This is a genomic window from Paenibacillus sp. FSL F4-0087 (genome assembly GCF_038020215.1).
GTDB lineage: Bacteria > Bacillota > Bacilli > Paenibacillales > Paenibacillaceae > Paenibacillus > Paenibacillus taichungensis.
Genome location: NZ_JBBODJ010000001.1, coordinates 2,545,303 through 2,562,708, shown reverse-complemented (window position 1 = coordinate 2,562,708; position 17,406 = coordinate 2,545,303). Strand labels below are relative to the sequence as shown.

Here is a 17,406-nt window from a genome sequence, read left to right as displayed (position 1 = left end):
GAGTTAGTAAAGCAACCAAACAAAGCGCGAAAAATAATTTATTTGCTTTGCGCAAGCAAATAAATTATGATCAGATTGGAGGTGATCATTTTTGGCAAGTAATCGAGATGAGCTGGAGAAGTTGGCTTACGGTACGTTAAGAATAGTTAAAGAATTTACGCATGCACAAAACCTTCGGTCAGATCTGGACCGTCTAACGTTTGAGATTCTATTGTTTGTCAAGGAACAAGGAGCTGTGAGGATCACGGATATTGCCAGCAAACTAGATTTGAATCCCTCATCAATCACCCGGAGAATTCAGGGATTGAAACTGTCTGGTCATATCGTTGCGGTCTCAGATCCGAATGATTTACGGTCCAGTTTGGTTACCTTATCTCCATTGGGAGAAGAGGTATTATCTGATTTCCTGAAAGTGAGTATTGATGGTTTGGCACATATCTTGCGCGATTGGAACGACAGTGAGGTTCAGATGTTTGCCGAACAGTTATTAAACTATGCGGATTCCATGCGTACATGGCGTCTGGCTAAAGGAGCGGACTCAAATGTCGGCCAAAAATGAAAACCCTGACCAAAGTAAGCAATATGCTAATTCGGGTAAATTCAACGCGAGAATTCATTTGCATAAAACATACAGCACGAATCCATATCCCTGGCCTCTTTGGGTCTTTGATCAATTTCCAAAGAAGGATTATCTCAGGGTTTTAGAGTTGGGTGGTGGAAACGGATTATTGTGGATGGCCAATGCCGAGCGCATTCCTGATCATTGGGATATAACCATTACAGACAAATCGTCGGGGATGCTTCAGGACGCCCAGCGCAATCTTGCTCATCTTGGGGAACGTGCCCAATGGAGTGTCATGGATGCAGAGAAAATTCATTATCCCGATGAAAGCTTTGATATTGTAATTGCGAATCATATGTTATATCATCTTGGGAATTTGGAGAGGGCATTGTCCGAAATCGGGAGGGTGCTTAAGAAGAGCGGGACCTTTTATGCAAGTACCATCGGTTCACGAAATATGGCCGAGATGAAAGAGTTGGTAAAAGAATTTAATCCTGATAGCCAATATGACAGTGTTCTTGGCATGATTGAGTCGAAATTTTCCATGGAGAACGGAAAGCAACAACTTGAAAATGCCTTTACTGATGTGCAATTACATGTGTATGAAGACTCGCTTTCCATAACAGACTCAGACGCAATCGTCGAATATGTATTATCCATGAATGGGTTGGAAGGAAATGAACAAGTCATGAGTCTTCAGGAAGCGCAAGCGTTTAAAGTCTTTTTAGATGGGAAAATGAAAGAATCAGATGGGAAGATACACATTAGCAAGGCTTCTGGAATGTTCTCTTGTACAAATGCCAGAATTGTTCATTCTTCAACTAATCCATCCTAATTTATGAATTGAGTTCTAAAGACGGCGTTCTCCGAAAAGCGGGGGGCGCCATTATTGTATTTTGGGAATAAGGGAAATGAAACCTTCAACCTCATATTCATGTATTATAGTACATATGAACTGATCGAAGGAGGAACGAATGATGGGAATCTTATCGAGGTTTAGGGACGTGATGAAAGCGAATGTGAACCATGTGCTGGCTCGGACGCAAGATCCGGAGAAGACGGTGAATGAATATATGCGGAGCTTGAGCAGTGATCTGGGTCAGGTGAAGGCAGAGACGGCTGCGGTTCTCTCGGATGAGAGCCGGGCGAAGAGGGCTTTGGATGAATGCAGTGCAGAGATTAAGAAATTACAGCGGTATGCAGAGAAATTTGCGGAGTCCGGTGATGAAGACAAGGCACGTGGTTTTCTGGAAAAGAAGGCAGAGCAGGCTGAGAAACGGAATGAATTACAAGCTGCCTATGATCGGGCTTCTGCCAAAGCCAAAATGATGAAGCATATGCACGAGAAGCTGGTTGCGGATATGGGGCAATTGGAAGCTCGGCATACGGAGCTGAAGGGCAAAATGGCTGCTGCCAATGCGCAACAACAGGCCAATGAACGGAACGCTTCCGCTGCCAATGCGAGTGCTGCTCTAAAGGCGATGGAAGACAAGGCGAATCAGGCGCTTAACGAAGCTGAGGCTTTGGCTGAACTTCGTGCTGGGGCACAGGAAGATGATTTGGATGTACTAATTGCGCAGTTGGAGCAGCAAATGAATGCCGAAGCGGGTAATAATGCACAGGTGACGCCGACTCCAGAGGAAGAGCTTGCAGCAATTCAGAAGAAATTGGAAGATAAATAAAGATATATTAAGGTAATACATTTCGTTAAACATTGAGGTGAGCAAATGCCGGTAATCGAGTACAAGTGTCCCAACTGCGGCAGTGGAATGCTTTTTGATAGTGCAACTGGAGCGTTGTCCTGCCCCAGCTGCGGACGACAGGATAACATCGAACAGATCCCCGATCCGCTGAAGAAACAGGTGTTCACGGAGAATGAGGTCAAGGAGTATCACTGTAACAGCTGCGGCGCGGATATTGTAACTGAGCCGGAGACAAGTGCAACGACATGCAGCTTCTGTGGAGCCGCCGTTGTTCTGAGTGATCGACTGACGGGAGATCTGGCACCGGCCATGGTCTTACCCTTTTCGATCAGTAAGGATGAGGCCAAGCAGGCGTTCAAAAAATGGTGCAGAAACGGCTTACTGACACCTAGCGGATTCATGACAGCTGACCGGGTCAAGAGCATTACCGGGATATACGTGCCCTTCTGGTTATATGAGTTACATAACAAAATCGAAGTTCATGGCCGTGGCACAAAAATTAGAACCTACACGCAGGGTGATTATCATTACACGGAAACACAGCATTTTGATATTTACCGGAGAATCCGGCTGAACTATGTGAATCTGCCCATTGATGCATCGGAGAAAATGAAAGATGAACTGATGGATAAGCTGGAGCCATTTCCGTATAACCAGTTAAAGCTTTTCAAAACCCCGTATCTCGCCGGGTATATTGCGGAAAAATATAGTTATACGCATGAGGAGCTGTACCCACGCGCCAAGGAAAAAACGAGCTCTTATATCGATTCTTATATTGCATCAACAGTTTCAGGTTATAACAGTGTCAGTTACACAGATAAACAGATCGATACTTCGTTAAAAAATGCAGACTATGTGCTGCTCCCGGTATGGATGGTTTACTATGACTACAATCGTTCGCAGTATACCTTTGCCATGAATGGTCAGACAGGTAAAGTGGTGGGTAAACCGCCTATTAGCAAAGCTAAAGTTGCCGGATGGTTTGCAGGGATTTCAGCCGTTTCCTTGTTGTCATTGAAACTGGTCTCCTGGATGATGGGAGGTGGATTCCTGTGAGAAAAGGAAAACATTTGGCATGGATGGCTACGCTCATTTTATTTGTGATTACCCTCGCTTCTCCATTGATTCCAATGTCAGTAGCATCGGCAGCAGATAGCAAGGACCTGATTTACGATGAAGCTAATCTGCTGAACGAGCAGGAGAAAAGTGAACTGAACGCATTGGCGAATGAGTATGGGGCGGAGAGGCAGACGGATTTTGTTATTCTGACAACGAATAATACACAGAATCAGGATGTACAGCTGCTGACCGAGGATTTCTATGATGAGCACGCTCTTGGGTATGACAAAGCGAATGGAAATGCGGTCATTCTGACGATGGACATGAATAATCGGGAAGTGTATTTGGCTGGATTCTATAAAGCTGAAGATTATCTGGACAACGGTCGGCTGCAATCAATCCGAAGCAGGATTACCTCTGAATTATCTAGTGGGGATTACAAACTCGCTTTTGAGAAATATATTAAGCTTTCCTATAAATATATGGGGTATGAACCTGGTGTGAACCCGAACAATATTTTATTTAACGGTTGGTTCCAATTAGGAGTATCTGTATTAATCGGAGGCGTTGTTGTTGGTATTATGACTTACCGTTCTGGCGGACGTGTGACGGTCAACCGGGCGACCTACGAGGATTCGAATACTTCCAGTGTAATCGATCGTCAGGATCGGTATATCCGTACTACCGTAACCAAACGCAAAATTGAGAAGAACAATAATAATGGTGGCGGAGGTGGCGGCGGGGGCGGAGGTACCAGCCGAGGCGGTCATTCGCACAGTGGTAGTAGAGGATCTTTCTAGCAGGGAAAACAACAATTCAACTTATGTCATGATGATGCAATATGCTTACTATAGAAGGGATGGGAACGAGTATGGGATTTTTCAAAAATCAATTTTCAAATGTGGTGGAATGGGAAGAGTTCAGAGATGATATGATTTTCTGGAAGTGGAGTAACCGTGAGATCAAGAAGGGAAGTAAATTGATTATCCGTTCGGGGCAAGATGCGATCTTCCTGAATAACGGCAAGGTGGAAGGGATTTTTGAGGACGAAGGGTCGTTTAATATCGATTCCGAGATCATTCCGTTTCTGTCTACCTTAAAAGGATTCAAGTTCGGATTCAACAGCGGCATGCGGGTCGAAGTGCTATTTGTGAATACGAAGGAGTTTACGGTTCGGTGGGGTACGCAAAGTCCGGTATTGATTCCAACTCCTCAACTTCCAGGTGGAATGCCGGTTCGTGCGAATGGTACGTTTAATTTTAAAGTGAGTGACTATGTTACATTGATCGATAAAATTGCGGGTATCAAGCAGAGCTATCTGGTCGAGGATGTTAAGATCCGGATCACGTCTGTGCTGGATCAGTTGCTAATGAAATGGATTAGCCGTGAGGGTAAGGACATGTTCAACCTGCAGGCGAATGCTTCGGATATTGCCAAAGGAATTCAGGAAGATCTGGATATGCAAATGATGGACATCGGGATCGGAATTACAGGCTTCCAGGTGATGAGCTTCAATTACCCGCAGGAGATCCAGGATATGATTACGAAGACCGCTTCACATGAAATGATCGGCAATTTGCAAAAATATCAGCAGGTCAGCATGACTGATGGCATCTCATCCGGTAAAGTTAAAGGCGGCGGCGCTGCTTCGGATATGGCGGGCATGATGATGGGAATGAACATGGCGAATGAAATGATGAAGAACATGAATCAGAACCAGAACAACCAGAGTCAGAATTCGGATCAAAAACCTGCGGCTAATCAAAACAGCGATGCAGGTGCATCTTCTTCGTCTGGAGACAATAAAAAGCCGAACTTCTGTCCAAACTGTGGCGCCAAGAATGAAGGTGCAAACTTCTGTCCAAACTGTGGTCAGAAGTTGGGTTAACCTATATCTAAATATAAGAAGGGCTTACTCTAAGATCATACTTTGGAGTAGGCCCTTTTTTCCATTCTATTTTAAATGGTAGAAAACGGTTGACAACGGAGCATAAATCATTTATCTTTAAATTAAGATATTTAATTTGAATATAAATTACACACAAAAAACAAATATCTTAATTCCGATTACGAGGAGAGATCAAGATGATGATTCCAACATTGACCAGAATAAATGAACTTTCAAGAAAAGCTAACGCGGCAGGGTTGACGGAGATGGAGAAAGCAGAACAAATTCGTCTGCGCCAGGAATATCTGCAAACCTTTCGCGGTTCGATCAACGATATTCTGCTGAATGTAACCATCTATGATCCAAACGGCGATGACGTCACTCCGGATAAACTGAAACAGGAACAGGCCCAACAAAATAATAACTGAATCAGTTCGGTATATTATCTTAATATTAAGATAATATACGTCTATAAATATAAATAAAACACCTATAAGACGATCTACAAATAACCCTTCCCATACAAAAATGATCTATAAACCTAGGAGGAAATGATGATGACCATTCAAACTGCAGGTATTCACCATATTACAGCTTTTGCGGGAGATCCGCAGGCTAATGTCGACTTTTATGCTGGTGTCTTGGGACTTCGGCTTGTGAAAAAAACAATCAACTTCGATGCACCAGACGTTTACCATCTGTACTTTGGGGATGAGAACGGAAGTCCAGGTACCATTATCACATTCTTCCCATCAGCCGGATCACCGCGAGGCAAAATTGGTGGCGGTCAGGTTGGCATCACCTCATATGTGATTCCGCCTGGGACTATTGGCTTCTGGCAGGATCGGCTGGAGCAGTATAACATTGAGGTAACCAAAACAATTCGTTTTAACGAAGAGCTGCTGCAATTCGAAGACAGCGAGGGCTTGCGTCTTGAACTGGTTGAACGGGAAGAGGGCGCAGCCAGCACCTGGGTGCATGAAGGCATTCCAGTGGATAAAGCCATCAAAGGATTTGGAGGTGCCGTGCTGTTCAGCGTCAATCCGCAGAGAACGATGGATGCGCTGAACAAAATACTCGGATTCACCAAAGTAGATGAAGATGAGGAGTATGTACGATTCCGGTCCGTCGGAGATATCGGTAATGTCGTGGATGTTCCTGTCACCCGGATGGCTTTGGGGGCAGGCGGAGCAGGGACGGTCCACCATATTGCGTGGCGTGCCAAAGATTTTGCAGAGCACGAGCAGTGGAGAGAAGCTGTACAACAGTACGGCTATCAACCAACCCCAGTTCGGGACCGTCAATATTTTAACGCAATCTACTTCAGAGAAGCGGGCGGAATCCTGTTCGAAATTGCTACCGATCCTCCTGGATTCGCGAAAGATGAGCCTGCGGAGTCGCTTGGACAGAAACTCATGCTGCCTGAGTGGTTTGAGCCATATCGCGCCCAAATTGAAGGCAATTTGCAGCCCATCCAGGTAAGAACGGTAGAGCCTTCGCATTCTATGATGGCACGTTAAACAAGAGGAAAAAACAAGCAATCTTTTTGATAAGAGTTTAACCCCAAAAGGAGCATTGAAGGATGATGGAGAAAAAGGTTACCTGGCTGGAGCTGTTCTATGATTTGCTTTTTGTAGCAGCGGTCTCCAAAGCGGGACATGTCCTGCTGCATGCCGAACACGGCGTGATTTCGTTTGAATATTTGATGAAATTTGTTTTAATTTTTATTCCTGTCTGGTGGGCATGGGTCGGTCAGACCCTATTTATTAATCGTTATGGTCAGGATATCTTCATTCATCGAGTATTCCTCATCCTTCAACTCCTGTCTGTTCTGGTGATGACGGCGAGTCTCTCGGTTCATTTTGATCAATACTATCTTCCCTTCTTTGCGGGTTATATCGGTTCGAGGGCATTGACAGCCATTCAATATTTTATGATTCACAATTCCAAAAGCGAACATCAACAAAAAGCCGCCCGTTATCTGGGTGTATGCTTCATTATCGGCATATTGATCTCAACAGGTTCCCTGTTCTTTGATTCGTGGCTGCGATATGCGATTTTGTACGTGGGAATTGCCGTGGATATCATTCTCCCGCTCATTGGGCGCAAAAATCTGGTGAAGGTGCCGATACACACCCATCATTTATTGGAACGTTTCGCTCTGTTTACGCTTATCCTGCTCGGTGAGTCGGTTGTCAGTATCATTGCTGTGCTGCAAATGGATCACTGGGATGTACGATCTGTTCTGTTCGCGGCATTTACATCCATATTTGTGATTGCGATATGGTGGCAGTATTTTGATAATGTTGAGAAAAAGGTCAGCAAAGAGATCCAAACCGCCGGGCAAACAATCATCTACGGCCATTTGTTCATCTATATATCCATGAGCATGATTGCCGCCTCCATTCAGCTGTTATACCTGGATGAACTTAATTATGGTTTCATGTTAGCCTTTGTATTTGGTTCAGCTCTGCTGTATTTTCTGTCCACCTCGCTGGTGTTCCACCGATACAGGCATGCTCATCTGCGGCTGCGTCCACGTCACTTGGTGTTTATGCTGGGGATAATGGCTGCGTTTATCGTTGTGGATCTGATCTATCAGGTGCCTAATTATGCAATCGTGGGAGAGAACATGGTGTTCTTCCTTGTCTACGCCAAATTAACGACCTAATGCATAGGTCACACAAGATTAAAAGTCACGGACGAATAACGTTCGTGGCTTTTTTAGTTGGATAATTACAAAATCATGTCCACTGTGAGAAAAAACGTTTAACCTGATTTATTTTCTACTATAGAATCTGTTAATATGAGACTAGATACAAGTGAATCTACCAGATTAACGAATATACATAGTGATTCGTGGAGATGGAGATGACAATCAGGAGGGAAATCATTGAGCACACATCAAATCGGAGTTCCATTGGAAGGGTTTGCAGAGTTTAGCCGCACGGTTGCCGCTGAAGGCGCAGTGCTTTTGAAGAATGAAGGACAAGCGCTTCCAATCCAAAAAGACGAAAACGTTTCAGTGTTTGGACGGATTCAAGTCAACTATTATCGCAGTGGTACAGGCTCAGGCGGCAGCGTTCATGTGGCGTATACAACCAATTTGCTGGATGGTCTGCGTAGCAAAAAAGGACTTACAGTTAATGAAGAATTGGCAGCTGTCTATGAAAAATGGATTGAAGAAAACCCGTTTGATGACGGTGGAAAAGTATGGGCGGCAGAGCCTTGGAATCAGAAAGAAATGCCTTTAACGGACGAAGTGGTATCCCAAGCCAGAAGTAAATCCAGCAAAGCAATTGTGGTGATTGGACGAACAGCAGGCGAAGATCAGGATAATGTGGATGCACCAGGCAGCTACCGGTTGACGGAAGATGAGAAAGCGATGCTGAAGCAGGTCACGAATCATTTTGAACAAACGATCGTCGTGTTGAATGTCTCGAACATCATGGACATGAGCTGGTTGAATGATGAAAGTTACGTTCATCCGATCCAAAGTGTCATTTACTCGTGGCATGGCGGTATGGAGGGTGGTAATGCGATCGCCGATGTACTGGCCGGAGACGTTACACCAAGTGGTAAATTGACTGATACGATTGCATATTCCATTGAAGATTATCCTTCCACAAGCAATTACGGGAATGAGTTTAAGAACCTTTATCAAGAAGATATCTACGTAGGCTATCGTTATTTCGAAACGTTTCGACCTGAAAAAGTACAATTTGAATTTGGATACGGCTTGTCCTATACCACATTCACAACCAAGGCTGAAGACGCAAAATTGATCTCTCAAGACGGAGAAAATAGCATTAAGGTGAATGTAACCGTAACCAATACGGGCACGACCTATGCCGGTAAAGAAGTAGTGCAGATCTATTATGAAGCCCCACAAGGTCAATTGGGGAAACCTGCAAAAGCTTTGGTGGCATTCGGCAAAACGAATCTGCTTCAGCCGGGTGAGTCTCAGCGTCTGACTGTGAGCTTCCCTGTAGATTCCATGGCTTCCTATGATGATGCTGGCGTAACAGGACATGCATCGGCGTATGTACTTGAGGCAGGAACATATCGTTTGTACGTGGGAACCAGTGTCAAAAATGTGGAGCATGTCAGCATTGATGGCCAAGATGGCTACGTCGTAGAAACGATTCAACTCGTGGAACAGCTCCAGGAGGCAATGGCACCGACTGAAGGCTTTACGAGAATGAAGCCGGGAGCGCGCAAAGATGATGGTTCTTACGAGTTGATCTTTGCAGATGTACCTACACGTCAAGTATCCATGGCTGAACGAATTGAACAAAGCTTGCCACAAACGCTGGAGCAAACCGGCAATCAGGGCTACAAGCTAAGAGATGTAAAGGATGGCAAGGTTAGCCTGGAAGCGTTTATCGCCCAATTAAGTGATCAGGATCTGGCAGCGATCGTAAGAGGCGAAGGTATGAGCAGCCCACTAGTTACATCGGGTACAGCTTCCGCATTTGGCGGCGTGAGTGACAGTCTGTTCAATTACGGAATCCCTGTTGCATGTACTGCGGATGGCCCATCCGGTATTCGTATGGATAGCGGGGAGAAGGCTACACAAGTTTCCATTGGAACTTTGCTGGCCGCAACATGGAATGCAGAACTCGTTGAAGAGCTGTATGTGATGGAAGGCCAGGAATTGCTGAGAAATCAGGTGGATGCACTGCTCGGGCCTGGATTGAATATTCGTCGTAGTCCGATGAACGGACGTAACTTTGAGTATTTCTCAGAAGATCCGCTGATTTCCGGTGTATTTGCTGCTGCTTGCACAAGAGGAATCATGAAGGGTGGCTCTAATGCTACGCTGAAGCATTTCGCCTGCAATAATCAGGAGAAACATCGCAGTAAAGTGGATGCCGTTGTATCTGAACGTGCATTGCGTGAGATCTATCTGAAAGGGTTCGAGATTGCCGTGAAAGAAGGCGGTGCGAACTCGATCATGACTTCCTACAATCCGATTAATGGACATTGGGCGGCTTCGAACTATGATCTGAACACGACCATTCTTCGTGGGGAGTGGGGCTTCCAAGGTATCGTGATGACCGACTGGTGGGCTATTATGAACGATGGCGTTGAAGGTGGACCAGCAGATCGGAAAAACACCAACTGGATGGTTCGCGCTCAAAACGATTTGTACATGGTTGTACCTAACTATGGCGCAGAAATCAACGGCTGGGATGATAACACGATCGAATCTCTGGAAAATGGGACGTTGACACGTGGCGAGCTTCAGCGCTCGGCTATGAATATTTGTGAGTTCATCATGAATGCACCTGTCTTCTCCAGAAAACATGAGATTGTAGAGAATGTCGCTTCATTCCAAGCGAATGCTTCACTTTCCTCAGAGCAGGCACAAGCGCTGGCTGATAATGCACAGGTCAAACCTGTTGTGGGCGAACCTGTTTACATGAAAGTCGATGAAGCAGGTCAATACCGGATTATTGTACAGATCATGTCTCCTGAGCCGGAATTGGCTCAAAGTGCATGTAATGTCATTCTCAATGATCAATTGATGACGACCATTCAAACCAATGGTACTGAAGGTAAATGGATCAGACAAAAACTTGTTAAAGTGGATTTGGAAGCAGGCTTGTACGAATTGAAGCTGGACTTCACCAAACCAGGTCTGCATATCGACTGGATCGAATTCAAACAAGTGTAACGCAGGATCGTCTGATCTGTTGTAACTGAACATGACGACTGTTATGATTGTGTTATGAGATCCGGAATTTCTGAACAATCTGGTCAGGAGTGTTGCGAAGGATGAGAAGGTATAATTTTTGGAGCCCCATTCTGCTGATTGCGGTTGCGCTGATTGTCAGAGGCCTGGTTACGAATCTGGGCGTTCTGTTCGGCATGTCGCATGATGCAGCAAGTAATATCGCAATTGTTGCCATGTTGATTGCTGCACTGATCATGTTTAATCGAATGACAAAGGCAAAGCGAAAGTGAACTTATAATATTCGATATCGATCAAGAGAGAGGCACCCTTAGGGGTGTCTTTTTTGTGTATTGACGTTTCATTCATAACGTCTTAGACTGTTTATGAATAAAAACAATAACATTTTTATGATAACGAAAATAACAAATGTGATTACTCCAATGGCTAACCCATCATTTTCAGAAAGGAGACCCATTCATGAAGGTTATGGCGGCATGGTTTGTAGGCAAGCATGAAAAGGCAATGGATGTGTTGAGCAGGATGTGGGGAAAGCAGGAGGGTTCGTGGATCGTTCCGCTGAGATTGGTGAAGTCTTCGTGGAACAGGGATCGAATTGCAATCAGAAAGCTGACTTTCAACGACAGATGAACATAATTAAGGACCGCTGGAGATGCTGTGCTCTGTCGGTCCTTTATGGCATTTGACGGAAAGCGGACAGAGAACCAGCATGAGAGGAGAGGAATCCAGTAAATACAACTGATTGGGTGAAGGCAGCAGCACAGGTCGTGCCATCAGAACGTCAGCTGAAATGGCAGGAGATGGGGTTCTATGCATTTATTCATTTTACCATGAATACGTTTACAGATCAGGAGTGGGGAACCGGGAATGAAGATCCCGATATCTTTAACCCTTCTCATCTGAGTGCCCGGCAATGGGTTCAGGCGTGCAAATCTGCCGGTATGACCGGATTAATCCTCACATGCAAGCATCATGACGGGTTTTGTTTATGGCCAAGCCAGTACACGAATCATTCGGTAGCCGCCAGCCCTTGGCGAGATGGTGCGGGTGATCTGGTGAAAGAGGTTGCCGATGCCTGCCGTGAAGGCGGGTTGAAGTTCGGTATCTATCTATCTCCTTGGGACCGTCATGAAGCATCCTACGGAGATTCAGAGCGATACAACGAATTTTTCAATAATCAGTTGCGTGAGCTGTTAACCCAATATGGTGAACTTTTCTGCGTATGGTTCGACGGAGCATGCGGAGAGGGGCCAAATGGGAAAAGGCAGATCTACGATTGGGATTCCTATTATGCACTGATCAGGGAGTTGCAGCCAGAGGCTGTAATCTCGGTATGTGGACCGGATGTTCGCTGGTGCGGCAATGAGGCAGGTCATACCCGGACTTCGGAATGGAGCGTCGTACCTGCCTACTTGCAAGATAATGAGAAGATCCAGGAGCAATCGCAGCGGGTGGATGATGGTGAGTTTGCGAGCAGAATTAATACACAGGATGCCGATTTGGGGAGTCGGGAAGTGATCCGGCAGCACGAGGGCAAGCTCATCTGGTATCCCGCAGAAGTGAACACATCCATCCGTCCGGGTTGGTTCTATCATGCGAGCGAGGACGATCAAGTCAAATCGCTGGAGGAACTGCTTAGCATCTATGATGGAGCGGTTGGGGGCAACGCTAATTTTCTACTAAACCTTCCACCAGATCGAAGCGGCCTTATTCACGAACAGGATGTTGAGCGGCTGCAGCAACTCGGAGACTTTTTGCGCAGTACTTATCGGCAAAGTTTGGCTGTTGGGGCGAGCATTCGCGCATCGGATACCATGGGTCAAGAACATGCCGCTACCCAGGTATTGCGTGAGGAATCGGATACTTTTTGGTGCCCATCTGAAGGAACTGAACTGGCTTGGCTGGAGGTAGAACTGCCGGAGGAAACGCGGTTCGACCGAGTCGTTCTCATGGAGCATATCCGTTTAGGTCAGCGAATTGAACGCTTTACGCTGGAGGCAAAGGAAGAGAGTGGTGATTGGCAGGAGCTGTATCGCGGTACGATTGTTGGTCACAAACGAATCTGTAGTTTCGAACCTTTTACCGCCAGAACCATTCGTCTGACCATTCATGAATCCAGATGGTATCCAACGTTGTCCTGGCTGGGTGTATATCTGAGCAAACAGAGGTCATGAAGCTGGCGATTGAGCCGTAACATTTGTAGATAAGCCAATTTTGGATTCATCCCATGGAAAATAGAGTAGCAAACGATTATTGGTAATTGTATGATCTTATGGAAAAAGGTATATGTAAGGTAGAGCCACACACCAGCAGGAGAGGATGAGAGGATATGAAAGTAGGACTCAGCACATACAGTCTGCAACAGGCACTGGATGCCAAGGAACTGACTGTACCCGACGCCATCCGTTACATCGCCGAGCAGGGCGGAGAACATGTGGAGATTGTTCCGATCGGGTACAGCCTGATCGACCAGCCGGAATTAATTGACCAGATTCGAGAGGCTGCGCAAGACGTGGGAATTGATATTTCCAATTACGCAATAGGTGCTAACTTCGTTACAGGAGAAGGCCCGGATGCACTTGAAAATGAGATTGCTACTGTTATGAAGCATGTAGATGTCGCTGCGGCACTTGGCGTTACGAGAATGCGCCATGATGTTGCGTTTCGTCCTGCACAGGAAGGTACTGTCGCCCAGTTTGAGGCCGATCTGCCTGTTCTGGTGAAGGCCTGTCAGCGAATTGCTGATTACGCTGCGGGTCACGGCATTACCACAAGTGTGGAGAATCATGGTTACTATGTGCAGTCCAGTGAGCGTGTCCGGCGGTTGGTGCATGAGACGGCACGTGAAAACTTCAGGACAACGTTGGATATCGGCAATTTCCTGTGTGTGGATGAAGACCCGGTTAGCGCTGTGAAAAACAACATTCCTTATGCATCCATGGTGCACGCCAAAGATTTCTATCGAAGACCTTCCTATCGCAATCCCGGAGAGGGCTGGTTCCAGACCGCACACGGCAATTACCTGCGCGGAGCGATTGTGGGCCATGGGGATATCGACATGCCGGAAGTATTCCGTGTGTTGAAGCAGTCCGGTTACGACGGATTTATCTCTGTAGAGTTTGAAGGTATGGAAAATTGCAAAACAGCATCCCGAATCGCGATGGATAACGTCCGCCGCTTCTGGGAGGAAGCATAAGCTGCTACTTACTACTATATAAGTGGAATCAATTTTTATATGTAAGGCTGAAGTAACAGAGGTGAAGTTTGGAACTGTAGGAGCGGTAGCGTCCGCCTTTGTCTGCGGATTTCAACTGCTGAGAGCAGTTGATACAAGAAATCTGTAGACAACAGCGGCCGAGAGTCCAAACATTCACCGTAGTTACGTTAAGCCGATTATCATATGTTCTGACTCAACTGATATGACCATCATTCAACAGATTATGGAGGGAAAATCCATGTCCAAACTTAAAATTGCCGTTATCGGTGCAGGATCAATTTCCGATTTTCATTTACAAGCGTATGACAGTAATCCTGAAGTTGAAATATACGCCATATGCGACCTGAATGAAGCACGTGCCCAGGAAGCGGCGAAAAAATATAACGCTACTCATGTATTCACGGATTATAAGGAGCTCCTGGCACTACCTGAAATCCATTCGGTCAGCATCTGTACCTGGAATGATACACATGCCGAGATCAGCATTGCAGCTCTGGATGCGGGGAAAAACGTACTTTGCGAGAAGCCGCTCTGTCAGACGGTAGAAGATGCGTTAGAGGTGGAGAAGGCTGTTCACCGCAGTGGAAAGCTGCTTCAGGTTGGCTTTGTACGCCGCTATAGCGACAATGCGCAGATTCTGAAGAAGTTTATTGATGAAGGCGAGCTTGGAGAGATCTATTATGCCAAGGCATCCTGTCTGCGGCGTTTGGGCAATCCGGGCGGATGGTTTGCAGATGTGGAACGTTCTGGCGGCGGTCCGTTGATCGATATTGGCGTTCATATTATTGATATCTCCTGGTACCTGATGGGCAAACCGAAAGTGAAAACCGTCTCCGCGAATGTCTCCAATCGATTGGGTAACCGTGCCAATATCCGTAATCTATCGTTCTACCAGGCTGCGGATTATGATGCGAACAAAAACACAGTGGAGGATATGGCCAACGCACTGATTCGTTTCGAGAACGGGGCAAGCCTGCTGATGGATGTAAGTTTCACACTGCACGCGAAGCAGGATGAAACTTCGGTCAGACTCTATGGCGATAAAGGTGGCGCTGAACTGGAACCGGAAATTTCACTGATCGGTGAGAAATTCGATACCATTTTGAACATGACGCCACAGGTGGATTTCAAATCCCTTGATTTCGCAGGTTCTTTCCGTAATGAAGTCAATCATTTTATCGATAGTACCCAAGGACGCAAAGAGACGCTAAGCCCCGTTGAGGATGGCGTTGAAATCATGAAAATCCTCTGTGCCATCTACGAGTCCGCACGAGAAGGACGCGAGATTTCACTTTAAAAAGGTGTATTGCAATCTGAAGATGGCACCGCAATCAAAGTGACGAGGCATAACATGTCTTTCTTAGTTGAACGAAACATTTACACAATAACGGAGAGGGCAGAACGAATCTGAAGAAGCGAAGCGCTCGCCTTTATCCCCGGATTTTCCCCTTAGGAAAGGAATCAAAAAAATCTGGGGATAACAGCGATCGGAAGATTGTTTTGACCGCGCAGTGGTCCAGTGTAATGCTATTTATACAGCGTATGACATCCAATCCAAAGGAGATGAACGGGATGAGCGAAACCAAAGATACGGTGCTGGAACAGGAAGAGCAGGTGGTCGAAGCCGGGGTGCACAACTTTAGCAAAGAAGAGGAATGGGTGAAGCCTGAAGATCCATTGCTGAATGAACGCCTGGAGTGGTTCAAGGATCAGAAGCTGGGGCTAATGATGCATTGGGGTCCCTATTCTCAGCTTGGACTCGTGGAGTCCTGGGCGTTAAGTGACGAGGATGGCGATTGGTCACGCAATGATATCGACTGGACTGACGATATGGAGCATTTCAAGCAGGAATACTTTGATCTCAACAAAACCTTCAATCCGATTCGCTTTCAGCCTGAAGAGTGGGCACAGATGGCCGCTGATAATGGGTTCAAATATTTCCTGTTCACCACCAAACATCATGATGGTTTCTGCATGTGGGATACACATACCACCGATTATCGCATCACGGGCAAAGATACTCCTTTTCATACCCATAAGTATGCGGATATTTGTCGGGCGCTTTTTGACGCTTTTCGTGCCAAGGGGCTCGGGATCTCGGCTTACTTCTCCAAAGCGGACTGGCATACGCCATATTACTGGACACCTGGCATGGAGCGGGGAAGCCATATGTGGCGTGGACCATCCTATGATCCGAAAGCGTATCCATGGCTGTGGGAGAAATTCGTGGAGTTCACGCATGAGCAAATTATGGAGCTGCTGACCAACTATGGACGAATCGAATGTCTATGGCTGGATGCAGGCTGGGTACGTGAAGGCCGTCACGGTCAGGATATCCGATTGGGCGAAGTGGTGGAGCGGGCACGTCAGACAACTCAGCCGTGGCTCCTCGCAGCAGATCGCACAGTAGGCGGACCGTATGAGAATATCGTAACTCCGGAACAGACCATCCCTGAGCATCCAATGAATATTCCTTGGGAGAGCTGTATCACGGTGGGCAATTCCTTTGCGTTTGGATATGATGATCAGTACAAGTCAGCAAGACAGTTGGCACATATACTGCTTGAGGTAGTATCCAAGGGTGGTAACCTAGCGCTGAATGTTGGACCACAACCGGACGGGCGTCTTCCAAAAGGGGCGGTACGAAGTATTAAAGCCCTCGGAGAATGGACCGGTACTCACGGTGAGGGCATCTATGGCACGCGAATTTGCGGACCATACTTCACAGGAGATTGGGCCTTTACACGTAAGGAAGATCTCAACGTATCGTATGCCTTCCGTTTGTATAGAAACGAGAACGAAGCAGTACAATCACAGGTAGTCATTCCATATGTGGAAAAGGTGGAGCGAATTGAACTCGTCGGCACAGACGATGTGCTGTCATTCCAACGGACGGAAGATGGACTTGTTGTAGAGTTGCCACAAGCGGCAGTTACGGAAGTAGCACCTATCACGCTGACGTTCAGATTGTTTACAAACCAATAAACCTACATTTCAAATCCCGAGGGGCTTCTACAGTCCTTCGGGATTTTTTGGGTTGATGATTTTTGCGATATACCTGTGCTAAAGGACGATTTCCCCTTGTCCAGCAAGGGTTTTGGGAATAAGGAGAGGTGGGAGAAAATTGCAAATTGATAAAAGAACACTGCTCAAGGTACTATCGATTTAAGAAAGCGTTACCTGACATTATTACTCACACCGATGACGCTAATACAGAAAAATGAGTCAAAGAAAAGGATGTTTAAGGGATGTAAATGTAATGTATTATTACACTTAAGG

16 protein-coding genes are annotated in these 17,406 nt (G+C 46.1%); all 16 read left to right on the top strand.

Features of this window, described 5'->3' with window-relative positions:
- Positions 1 to 91: 91 nt before the first annotated feature.
- The 16 genes from MHB84_RS12010 (at position 92) to MHB84_RS11935 (ending at position 17,112) form a co-directional block, all read left to right on the top strand.
- Entirely contained in the window at positions 92 to 559 is a 468-nt protein-coding gene (locus tag MHB84_RS12010; RefSeq protein WP_076291968.1) for a MarR family winged helix-turn-helix transcriptional regulator, read from the top strand.
- Positions 543 to 1,397 (top strand): class I SAM-dependent methyltransferase, encoded by an 855-nt coding sequence (locus tag MHB84_RS12005; protein ID WP_076291967.1) that lies wholly within the window; start codon positions 543 to 545, stop codon positions 1,395 to 1,397. The genes MHB84_RS12010 and MHB84_RS12005 overlap by 17 nt, the downstream gene beginning before the upstream one ends.
- Before the next feature lie 142 nt (positions 1,398 to 1,539).
- Entirely contained in the window at positions 1,540 to 2,244 is a 705-nt protein-coding gene (locus MHB84_RS12000; RefSeq protein ID WP_179087236.1) for a PspA/IM30 family protein, read from the top strand.
- 45 nt (positions 2,245 to 2,289) lie between these two features.
- Positions 2,290 to 3,321 carry a TFIIB-type zinc ribbon-containing protein gene (locus MHB84_RS11995; protein WP_076291965.1) on the top strand — a complete coding sequence of 344 codons (1,032 nt, stop codon included), beginning with the start codon at positions 2,290 to 2,292 and terminating at the stop codon, positions 3,319 to 3,321.
- A 23-nt stretch (positions 3,322 to 3,344) separates the two neighbouring features.
- The gene (locus MHB84_RS11990; RefSeq protein WP_076292018.1) at positions 3,345 to 4,124 is read left to right on the top strand and encodes a TPM domain-containing protein; all 780 of its coding nucleotides are present in this window, start codon (positions 3,345 to 3,347) and stop codon (positions 4,122 to 4,124) included.
- Positions 4,125 to 4,195: 71 nt separating this feature from the next.
- Positions 4,196 to 5,212, top strand: coding sequence for an SPFH domain-containing protein (locus MHB84_RS11985; protein ID WP_076291964.1), 1,017 nt, complete (start codon positions 4,196 to 4,198; stop codon positions 5,210 to 5,212).
- 200 nt (positions 5,213 to 5,412) lie between these two features.
- The gene (locus MHB84_RS11980; protein ID WP_063566529.1) at positions 5,413 to 5,640 is read left to right on the top strand and encodes a DUF896 domain-containing protein; all 228 of its coding nucleotides are present in this window, start codon (positions 5,413 to 5,415) and stop codon (positions 5,638 to 5,640) included.
- 129 nt (positions 5,641 to 5,769) lie between these two features.
- Positions 5,770 to 6,732: a ring-cleaving dioxygenase gene (locus tag MHB84_RS11975; RefSeq protein WP_076291963.1), complete on the top strand. Its 963-nt coding sequence runs from the start codon at positions 5,770 to 5,772 to the stop codon at positions 6,730 to 6,732.
- Positions 6,733 to 6,794: 62 nt separating this feature from the next.
- The gene (locus MHB84_RS11970; protein WP_076291962.1) at positions 6,795 to 7,883 is read left to right on the top strand and encodes a low temperature requirement protein A; all 1,089 of its coding nucleotides are present in this window, start codon (positions 6,795 to 6,797) and stop codon (positions 7,881 to 7,883) included.
- A 222-nt stretch (positions 7,884 to 8,105) separates the two neighbouring features.
- Positions 8,106 to 10,892, top strand: a complete 2,787-nt coding sequence (locus tag MHB84_RS11965) for a glycoside hydrolase family 3 C-terminal domain-containing protein (RefSeq protein WP_076291961.1) — start codon at positions 8,106 to 8,108, stop codon at positions 10,890 to 10,892.
- A 101-nt stretch (positions 10,893 to 10,993) separates the two neighbouring features.
- Positions 10,994 to 11,182 (top strand): hypothetical protein, encoded by a 189-nt coding sequence (locus tag MHB84_RS11960; RefSeq protein WP_024629467.1) that lies wholly within the window; start codon positions 10,994 to 10,996, stop codon positions 11,180 to 11,182.
- Between the two features lie 187 nt (positions 11,183 to 11,369).
- A complete protein-coding gene (locus MHB84_RS11955) occupies positions 11,370 to 11,540 on the top strand; it encodes a hypothetical protein (protein WP_175380898.1) in 171 nt (56 codons plus the stop codon).
- 170 nt (positions 11,541 to 11,710) lie between these two features.
- Entirely contained in the window at positions 11,711 to 13,084 is a 1,374-nt protein-coding gene (locus MHB84_RS11950; RefSeq protein ID WP_083679141.1) for an alpha-L-fucosidase, read from the top strand.
- A 155-nt stretch (positions 13,085 to 13,239) separates the two neighbouring features.
- Positions 13,240 to 14,106, top strand: a complete 867-nt coding sequence (locus tag MHB84_RS11945) for a sugar phosphate isomerase/epimerase family protein (protein WP_076291959.1) — start codon at positions 13,240 to 13,242, stop codon at positions 14,104 to 14,106.
- Between the two features lie 259 nt (positions 14,107 to 14,365).
- Positions 14,366 to 15,424: a Gfo/Idh/MocA family protein gene (locus tag MHB84_RS11940; protein WP_076291958.1), complete on the top strand. Its 1,059-nt coding sequence runs from the start codon at positions 14,366 to 14,368 to the stop codon at positions 15,422 to 15,424.
- 275 nt (positions 15,425 to 15,699) lie between these two features.
- Positions 15,700 to 17,112, top strand: a complete 1,413-nt coding sequence (locus tag MHB84_RS11935; RefSeq protein WP_076291957.1) for an alpha-L-fucosidase — start codon at positions 15,700 to 15,702, stop codon at positions 17,110 to 17,112.
- Positions 17,113 to 17,406: the final 294 nt, after the last annotated feature.